Genomic DNA, 8,310 nt, shown 5'->3' on the forward strand with positions numbered 1-8,310 from the left:
GATGAAAGAAAAATCTGTTAAAAACGTTCATGAAAAAGAAATGATTGGAAAATTTGCTGCTTCTTTTGTTGAGACAGACGATATTATTTATCTGGATGCAGGAACTACGACATATGCAATGATTTCTTTTTTAACAAATATTGATAATCTTCTGGTCGTAACAAATGGTGTCACCCATGCTCATTTGCTTACAGAATATGGGATATCTTCTATCTTAATTGGTGGAAAAATTAAAGAAAAAACAAAAGCAATTATTGGGTCGGTTTCTCTCCAACAATTAAGTGGATATCGATTTAATAAAGCATTTCTGGGTATAAATGGAATTGATATTGACTTTGGTTATACTACATCAGATACAGAGGAAGCTGCTTTAAAGAAAATGGCAGGAAATAATGCAAATAAGACATACGTTTTAGCGGATCATACAAAATTTCATAAAATAAATTTTGCAAAAGTAAGTGAACTTGAAGATTATGGAATAATCACGGATAAATTAGAAGACGATAATCGCAAACAGTTTTCTAAATGGGCAAAAATATGGGAGGTAAACAAATGATTTATACGGTAACCTTGAATCCTTCTATTGATTACATCGTAGGACTTAATGGATTAAACACGGGTGAATTAAATCGTATTCAAGAGGATCAGTTTTTTCCTGGAGGAAAAGGAATTAATGTCTCGAGAATTTTGAATAATCTAGGATATGACAATACTGCATTAGGATTTATTGGAGGCTTTACAGGGGAATTTTTAAAAGACGAATTAAAAAAAGAAAAAATAAAATCTAATTTTACTCAAATAGAAAAGCCAACAAGAATAAATATAAAAATCAAAACAAAGGTTGAAACAGAATTAAATGGAAAAGGCCCAGTAGTAAGCAATCAATGCGCGCTAAGTTTCTTAAATACAATAGCTGAAATAAGTCCAAATGATATGGTCATCATTTCTGGCAGTAAACCAAGAAACTTACCGAAAGATTATTATCAACAAACAATACAGATAATAAATAAAATTGGTGCAAATTTTGTAATTGATACTACTGGAGAAGAATTACGCCAATCATTACAATATAATCCATTCTTAGTTAAACCTAATAATGTTGAGCTAGAGGAGTTATACGGTGTTAAGTTAAATACAGAAGAAGACTTTATTAAATATGGGAAAAAATTAATAGATGAAGGTGCGAAGTTTGCCATTGTGTCCTTAGGAAGTAAGGGAGCAATCTTATTTTCTAACCAAGGAATTTACCGTGGCAATTCTCCAAAAGGAAGTGTAAAAAATACAGTTGGATCAGGAGATTCAATGATCGCTGGGTTTGTTGGTACATTCTTAAAAACGAATGATTTACAAAAATCTTTTAAAGTCGCTTTAGCTAGTGGAAGCGCAACAGCTTTCGCCGAAGATCTAGCAACAAAACAAGAAATCGAAAAATTATTAACAGAAATTCATATTAAAAAATTATGAAAGGGTGAATAAGATGAAGATAAAAGATTTATTGTATGAAGATTTAATGATTATGGACCTTCAATCTGAAACAAAAGAAGCGGTTATTGATGAAATGATTAAGAAACTCTATGACAATGGCATCATTAGTAATGTAGAGAAATATAAAAAAGGCATCATGGCACGTGAAGAAAAAACTTCTACCGGGCTAGGTGATGGAGTAGCAATGCCTCATGCAAAAGATAGTAGCGTTAAAGAGCCAGCAGTTGTTTTTGCTAAAAGCGAAAAAGGAGTAGACTTTGAAGCTTTAGATGGGCAACCTGTCAATCTGTTTTTTATGATTGCTGCTCCAGAAGGCAAAGCGGATGTACATTTACAAGTTCTTGCAACATTAGCTCGAGCTTTAGTCGATAAAGAATTAATTGAGCAATTAAAAAATGCTAAGGCATCAACTGAAGTGCTTAAACTATTTACTGAGAAAGAGAAGGAATTAGGCGTTGATTTAGCGTCAAATGAAAAGTCAGAAAAATCATTTATTGTAGCCGTAACCGCTTGCCCAACTGGAATTGCTCATACATATATGGCGGAAGAAGCTCTCAAAAAAACTGCAGAAAAACTAGGCATAGATATCCGTGTAGAGACAAATGGTTCAAGTGGCGTTCAAAACCAATTAACACCTGATGAAATTAACCGAGCTGATGGAGTCATTATAGCTGCAGATACAAAAGTTGAAACGAATCGTTTTAATGGAAAACGCGTAATTCAGCGATCAGTGAGTGACGGTATTAATAAAAGTGAAGAACTAATTAATCGAATTATTGAGGGAAAAGCACCTATTCTACAAACTAGTGAATCAGATAATTATCAATCTGCAGAGTCAGGGGATAAACAGTTCGTTTGGGGAGATATATACAAACATCTTATGAACGGTGTATCCTATATGCTACCCTTTGTTGTAGGTGGCGGTATCTTAATGGCTATTTCTTTTCTATTTGAAAACTGGCTAGGAGCAGACAGCGTTTGGTTTACTTCGTTAAATCAGATTGGTAATGCCGCTTTTAATTTCCTTATTCCTATTCTAGCTGGATATATCGCTTATAGTATTGCAGATCGACCTGGATTATTACCTGGTATGGCTGGAGGATTGTTAGCTGTAAATAGTAATGCCGGATTTTTAGGCGGACTTGTGGCCGGATTTTTAGCAGGTTATGTAATGATTGGATTAAAGAGATTATTCCGTTCTTTACCTAAATCACTAGACGGGCTAAAAACAATATTATTATATCCAGTGTTTGGCTTACTTGCCATTGGTTTACTAATGTACTTCATTGTTGGCCCAATTTTTGCAACTATTAATAATGGAATGTTAGGCTTCCTAGAGAATATTGGTACTACGAATAAAGTTATTCTTGGAGCTATATTAGGCGGCATGATGGCTATTGACATGGGTGGACCATTTAATAAAGCAGCATATACCTTTTCAATTGGTATTTTTACAGATACAGGTGATGGGATTTTTATGGCAGCTGTAATGGCTGGAGGTATGATTCCTCCTCTAGCAATTGCTTTTGCAACAACTATTTTCCGTAATAAATTTACTGAAGTAGAAAGGCAATCAGGCTTATCAAATCTTATTATGGGACTGTCTTTTATCACTGAAGGAGCGATTCCATTTGCGGCCACAGATCCTATACGGGTAATTGGATCTTCAATCATTGGTTCTGCAATAGCAGGAGGGCTTACTCAATTATGGAATGTTTCTATACCTGCTCCACATGGTGGGATTTTCGTGGTGACTCTATCTGAGAACCCGCTCATGTTTTTGTTAGCCTTAGCAATTGGAAGCGTAGTCGCTGGAGTCATTTTAGGACTGTGGAAACCAACACTAAAACACCTAGAGATATCAAATAAATAAAGTTAAAAAGGCATATTAAAAGCTTTATAATTTAAGGTGTCAATGAACTAAAAATGGTTCATTGACATCTATTTGTATATACATAAACAAATTACAGTATTTTTTTCGTCTTATCCATATTTTTATCTCCGCTATCTTCGATTTCAGTTTTCTCCTATTCACAGATGAAAATACGTTTTTTTATGCCACGTTGGGACATGATAATGTCACATTTCGAACCAATTATTTTACTTTTAGGTGTACCATCAGCGTTAATTGTACGAGATATTTCATAGTAGACATTGGATCTGAAATAATAAGAATCGTTTTTAAGAGAAATATCGATTCAAATATTCAAAATCTTTCTCCTCGTGATATTGCCATGTGGAAAGTTTATGTAGATTTAATTAGAAAAGCTCAAGAAGCTGGAGAGATGAGTATTAAGATGGATGCAGAAAGCACTGTCGAGGCCATAATCTATTTAGTAAACGGCATTGGTATTACGTGGTGTAATAAAATGGGTGATTTTGATTATGTTAATGAATGTAGGCGTATGATAGAATTTATACTATAGGGATATTATCCGTCTTTATATTGACATGCCAATGAGAATATAAAAAGAGGTGCGTAGATTGTTTACTATTAATAGAGGAACGAATAGATTTTACATGGCTAAGGTGTTACTTTAAGTAGAGATTACAATATAATTATATATTATCAATAAAATATTTCTTAGAGGAGGTGAAAGATTGGATACATCCATTAGAAATAATATAAAAATCGGTGCAAAAGTCCAAGTAGTTCAAAAACAGGATCAACGCTCAGGAAAATTAACAGAAGGTACTGTAACAAAAATCCTAACCAAGTCACCAACCCACCCTCATGGAATTAAGGTTATGCTTGAAGGTGGCATTGTTGGTAGGGTAAAACTTGTGATTGATTGAGGTGACTGGGATCCATTTTTTCGCCTTTTTAATTCTCTTTAAGCTATTGAGTCAATAAAGTCTTCCTCTGCAATATCTGGCAAATCATAGATACATAAGGGATCAATATCTATACATTTGGTTGGATCATAATTTCCGTTAATATGCCCTACAGTGCATTTAGTTTTCCAAAACAACTCTTATAAAATATGATATATTGTAAGCAACTACATGGCGCATTTTTCAGGAGGAATCAATAAATTACTATGAGAAGAAATAGAATTATATATAGTTTAATGATCATCTTGGTTATGATTATGGGATTAAGTACAAGGCGATATACAAATTTACTTTCTCAGATTATAAGTGATTATGGGGGAGATGTATTATGGGCTTTAATGGTATTTCTAATGATGGGATTTTTATTCACTAAAATAAAAACGCTTAGTGTTGCTTTACTTTCAATTATATTCAGTTATTTAATAGAAATTAGTCAGCTATATCACGCCCCATGGATAGATGCAATAAGACAAACAACCTTAGGAGGGCTCGTCCTAGGATTTGGATTTTTGTGGAGTGATCTTCTTTGTTATTTAATAGGAATTATTATTGGAGTAAGTATTGAGTTGAGCTATAAGTATTTAAAATACCATCAAAGATAACTAATCACTTAAACTTAATGTAAAAGACGAACTCTTAAACTCTTAAACTATTGAAAATATCGAACACATGTTTGATTTTATGTTTCATTCTTGGTATAATTTTACTAGGTGATGGATTTTGGAAGAAATTATGAAAAAACTTAAGATTTTATCTGATGCTGCTAAATACGATGTTTCCTGTTCTTCTAGTGGTGTCGAAAGGCGTAATAGGGGTGAAGGTAGACTTGGCAATTCGAGATCTTTTGGAATATGCCATACGTGGTCTTCTGATGGAAGGTGTATTTCCTTACTAAAAATTCTTATGACCAATCGTTGTGTCTACGATTGTGTTTACTGTGTTAATAAAGCTACCAATGATGTAGAGAGGGCCTCCTTTATGCCTGAAGAAGTGGCCAAATTAACAATAGAATTTTATCGAAGAAATTATATTGAAGGTTTGTTTTTAAGCTCTGCCATTGAAAAGAGCTCTAATCAAACCATGGAAAACATTCACAAAATCTTACTACTCCTTAGAAAAAAATATCATTTTAATGGATACATTCATGTAAAGGCCATTCCAGGAGCAGATAAAGAACTTATTGAACAATGCGGATATCTTGCAGACCGAATGAGCGTAAATATTGAACTTCCTACAAAGGAATCCTTGGGAAAATTAGCACCACAAAAGAAACACTCCTCTATTATTGCGCCAATGAAGGAGATTCGAAATCGGCTTTTGCTTTCTCAAGATGAGAAGAAAGCTTTAGTCCATTATAAGAGATTTGTTCCTGCAGGTCAGTCCACTCAAATGATTATTGGCGCTACAGAGGATACGGATTATAAAATTCTTACCTGTGCTGAATATCTTTACAATAAATACAATATGAAGCGAGTGTATTACTCAGCATATGTACCTGTGAATAGCCATTCTACATTGCCTTCTATACAAACGACTCCACCCCTTTTAAGAGAGCATAGACTATACCAAGCAGATTGGCTCCTACGGTTTTATAACTTTACATCAGAAGATATCTTTATTGGAGGAAGTCAATCCATTAGCACAAAATTTGACCCTAAGATGAACTGGGCTTTAAACAATCTTCATCTCTTTCCTATAGAAATTAACCAAGCTCCTCTAGAGCTTTTGATTCGAATCCCTGGAGTAGGTCATACCTCAGCTAGAAGAATCATTAAGGAGAGAAAAGTCGCTTTTCTTAATTATGAGGCCCTGTGCAAAACCGGCTGTGTAATAAAAAGAGCTAAATATTTTGTTACCTGTAAGGGGAAATATTATGGGGAGAATATGGACATCGATTTTATTAAACGAAAATACCTTAATGAGCAAAAATACGAACAGTTAAGTTTTTTTGGATAGGGAAGGGTGGTATAAGTGCATTCTCTTCCACATTAAAAACCACTGGTTAATGAAGTGCACCCCAAATGTTAGACAAACAAACTAATATTTGGAGGTGTACTCCAATTTGACCAGTGGTTTTTAATATTCAGACATATCAGGTAGGATAGCATACCGATTTCGATAGAATTGGATTGCCGCTATTCCAATTAACAGGACCATTCCTGCAAGTGAGACTAACTGAACAATAAAATACCCTCCTCTAGCTTCTAATGCTTGATAAATCCCAAGGTATGCCCATGCAACATTTTTATTTTAATAGTACTAAAAACATTAAAAACTCAGCAATTATAAGCATGATAATAGCCCAAGTCACATCAGGGATGCCGAAACCATACCATTGTATTTTTACGAACCATGCAGCAGTATTTACCACTGTAGCTATAAAAAGCCAACCTGCGTAAAGTCCAAAAGTTAATGGCAGTAAAAGGCGCTTCTTTTCATGAATCTTTAGCAATGTACTACTTTTGACATTGGCTCCTGCTCAGTCATTCTGAGCGCAAGCGAAGAATCTTAACCCAGGAGGAATACCTAAATGCTAGGGACTAAAGACTAATTGCTAGCGACTAATGCGCCGAAGGCGCTTTCTTATGGTACAGCTAATAAAATCTTTTAATTCTTATTAACACTTTCTAAATTATAAATATCTTGATTAGATTTAATACTTGCACTGTATGGCGAATAATGCTAAATATCATTCTGGCTGATTCGGATCAATGATTCGAGTCGGCTTTTTATATTTGAAAGATCAATTATATAATGTAAAAGATATTTGACATTATCACACGCTAATGTTATTATATAAATGTAAAATAACTTTTACATTTTTGTTTGATTTAAGAACGATGAAAGGATGATTGTATTGAGAAAAATGGATGATGAACAAAAATGAAAAATAATATAAGAAAACTGAGAAAAGAAATTGGATTGACACAAGAAGATATGGCAAAGGCCCTTAGAGTCACGAGGCAGACGATTAATGCCATTGAAAATGAGAAATATAGTCCTTCATTGGAATTAGCCTTTGCAATATCAGAACTTTTTGAATTAAAAATCGAGGAAATATTCTTTTTAAATAGAGGAGGTAAAGAAAATGAAGAAAAATAATTTGTATATAGGATTGCTATATATGGCATTGGGAGCAACGTGTTTGTGGTTTACATGGAGTACTGAAAACTCAATCCGTAGTCTGTTGTTCGGATTTTCGGGAGCTGGGCTGATTGGAGGTCTAAATTTGATTTGGAAGTATTTTTACTGGTTATCACCAAAACGGAAGGAAATCTATAAGGATAAGTTGGAAGAAGAAAAAATAAATCTTAGAGATGAGTTCAAAGAAAGTTTGAGAAATAGATCAGGGAGAATCACATATATTGTTACGTTGTTGATTATTACAATTTCAATTGTTATTTTTTCAATCATTGGTTCATTAGGATTTCTAGAAACAAAACTTTTGGTTCTATATCTTAGTATTCTTTGGATTATCATGTATGCTACTGGCATTGTTGTATTCCGTATTCTATTAAAGAAATATCAATAAACACATTATAAGTCCAACAAGCCTAAGATACCAATTTAGTATTGGTTTGGATTTATTATAACCAATGTCATTTAATATTGGGTACAAAACTCTTGACTATCACCTTGGGGGTTAGCTTATACTTTAAGAGAGGTGATAAATATGTTGATTAATGAAGTAACCCAAATTACAGGACTGACAAAAAAAGCAATTGAGTATTATATAGAACGAAAATTAATATTTCCATCTATTTCAGAAAACGGGTACAGAGATTTTGCTGATAGTCAGGTGGAACAACTAAACAAGATTTTTGTTCTTAGAAAGCTTGGTATCAGTACGGAAGATATTAAACAGCTACTAGAAGATGAATCAAGAAAAAATAAAAAAATGGAGGCTGTAAATGATGAAGAGTAGGGTTTACGGAATTTTAGGTGTATCAGCTAGAATGGCTAATTGGAATGCTGATTTTACAGGAAGAC

11 protein-coding genes are annotated in these 8,310 nt (G+C 33.7%); 10 read left to right on the forward strand and 1 reads right to left on the reverse strand.

Going from position 1 to position 8,310, the window contains the following annotated elements; translation table 11 throughout:
* The 7 genes from Q7P22_RS01865 to Q7P22_RS01895 form a co-directional block, all read left to right on the forward strand.
* Positions 1 to 556, forward strand: a 556-nt coding sequence (locus tag Q7P22_RS01865) for a DeoR/GlpR family DNA-binding transcription regulator (protein ID WP_303859973.1), incomplete at its 5' end; no start/stop codon positions are given.
* Positions 553 to 1,464, forward strand: a complete 912-nt coding sequence (gene pfkB, locus Q7P22_RS01870; protein WP_303859975.1) for a 1-phosphofructokinase — start codon at positions 553 to 555, stop codon at positions 1,462 to 1,464. The genes Q7P22_RS01865 and pfkB, both read left to right, overlap by 4 nt.
* Before the next feature lie 13 nt (positions 1,465 to 1,477).
* The gene (locus Q7P22_RS01875; protein ID WP_303859977.1) at positions 1,478 to 3,358 is read left to right on the forward strand and encodes a fructose-specific PTS transporter subunit EIIC; all 1,881 of its coding nucleotides are present in this window, start codon (positions 1,478 to 1,480) and stop codon (positions 3,356 to 3,358) included.
* 190 nt (positions 3,359 to 3,548) lie between these two features.
* Complete coding sequence (locus Q7P22_RS01880) at positions 3,549 to 3,911, forward strand: hypothetical protein (protein WP_303859979.1); 363 nt, start codon at positions 3,549 to 3,551, stop codon at positions 3,909 to 3,911.
* 175 nt (positions 3,912 to 4,086) lie between these two features.
* The gene (locus Q7P22_RS01885; RefSeq protein ID WP_113921224.1) at positions 4,087 to 4,281 is read left to right on the forward strand and encodes a YwbE family protein; all 195 of its coding nucleotides are present in this window, start codon (positions 4,087 to 4,089) and stop codon (positions 4,279 to 4,281) included.
* 239 nt (positions 4,282 to 4,520) lie between these two features.
* Positions 4,521 to 4,922, forward strand: a complete 402-nt coding sequence (locus tag Q7P22_RS01890) for a DUF2809 domain-containing protein (protein WP_113921225.1) — start codon at positions 4,521 to 4,523, stop codon at positions 4,920 to 4,922.
* Between the two features lie 130 nt (positions 4,923 to 5,052).
* Positions 5,053 to 6,276 (forward strand): putative DNA modification/repair radical SAM protein, encoded by a 1,224-nt coding sequence (locus Q7P22_RS01895; RefSeq protein ID WP_113921305.1) that lies wholly within the window; start codon positions 5,053 to 5,055, stop codon positions 6,274 to 6,276.
* A gap of 289 nt (positions 6,277 to 6,565) precedes the next feature.
* Here Q7P22_RS01895 and Q7P22_RS01900 read toward each other — a convergent pair whose 3' ends face one another.
* Positions 6,566 to 6,772, reverse strand: coding sequence for a hypothetical protein (locus Q7P22_RS01900; protein ID WP_303859982.1), 207 nt, complete (start codon positions 6,770 to 6,772; stop codon positions 6,566 to 6,568).
* 431 nt (positions 6,773 to 7,203) lie between these two features.
* Between Q7P22_RS01900 and Q7P22_RS01905 the strand changes: the two genes are divergently transcribed.
* From Q7P22_RS01905 to Q7P22_RS01915, 3 genes are all read left to right on the forward strand, one after another.
* Positions 7,204 to 7,422: a helix-turn-helix transcriptional regulator gene (locus tag Q7P22_RS01905; protein WP_303859984.1), complete on the forward strand. Its 219-nt coding sequence runs from the start codon at positions 7,204 to 7,206 to the stop codon at positions 7,420 to 7,422.
* A complete protein-coding gene (locus Q7P22_RS01910) occupies positions 7,409 to 7,852 on the forward strand; it encodes a hypothetical protein (protein ID WP_303859986.1) in 444 nt (147 codons plus the stop codon). The genes Q7P22_RS01905 and Q7P22_RS01910 overlap by 14 nt, the downstream gene beginning before the upstream one ends.
* Before the next feature lie 141 nt (positions 7,853 to 7,993).
* Complete coding sequence (locus Q7P22_RS01915) at positions 7,994 to 8,245, forward strand: MerR family transcriptional regulator (protein WP_303859988.1); 252 nt, start codon at positions 7,994 to 7,996, stop codon at positions 8,243 to 8,245.
* The last annotated feature ends 65 nt before the right edge of the window (positions 8,246 to 8,310 follow it).

The sequence above is a fragment of the Alkalibaculum bacchi genome (genome assembly GCF_937875145.1).
GTDB lineage: Bacteria > Bacillota > Clostridia > Eubacteriales > Alkalibacteraceae > Alkalibaculum > Alkalibaculum bacchi_A.

What these genes read in the sequence shown, in the direction of transcription:
- Q7P22_RS01875 (WP_303859977.1), top strand. Translation starts at nt 1,478, where the DNA reads ATGAAGATAAAAGATTTATTGTATGAAGATTTAATGATTATGGACCTT.
- Q7P22_RS01910 (WP_303859986.1), top strand. Translation starts at nt 7,409, where the DNA reads ATGAAGAAAAATAATTTGTATATAGGATTGCTATATATGGCATTGGGA.
- Q7P22_RS01895 (WP_113921305.1), top strand. Translation starts at nt 5,053, where the DNA reads ATGAAAAAACTTAAGATTTTATCTGATGCTGCTAAATACGATGTTTCC.
- Q7P22_RS01905 (WP_303859984.1), top strand. Translation starts at nt 7,204, where the DNA reads ATGAAAAATAATATAAGAAAACTGAGAAAAGAAATTGGATTGACACAA.
- Q7P22_RS01915 (WP_303859988.1), top strand. Translation starts at nt 7,994, where the DNA reads ATGTTGATTAATGAAGTAACCCAAATTACAGGACTGACAAAAAAAGCA.
- pfkB (WP_303859975.1), top strand. Translation starts at nt 553, where the DNA reads ATGATTTATACGGTAACCTTGAATCCTTCTATTGATTACATCGTAGGA.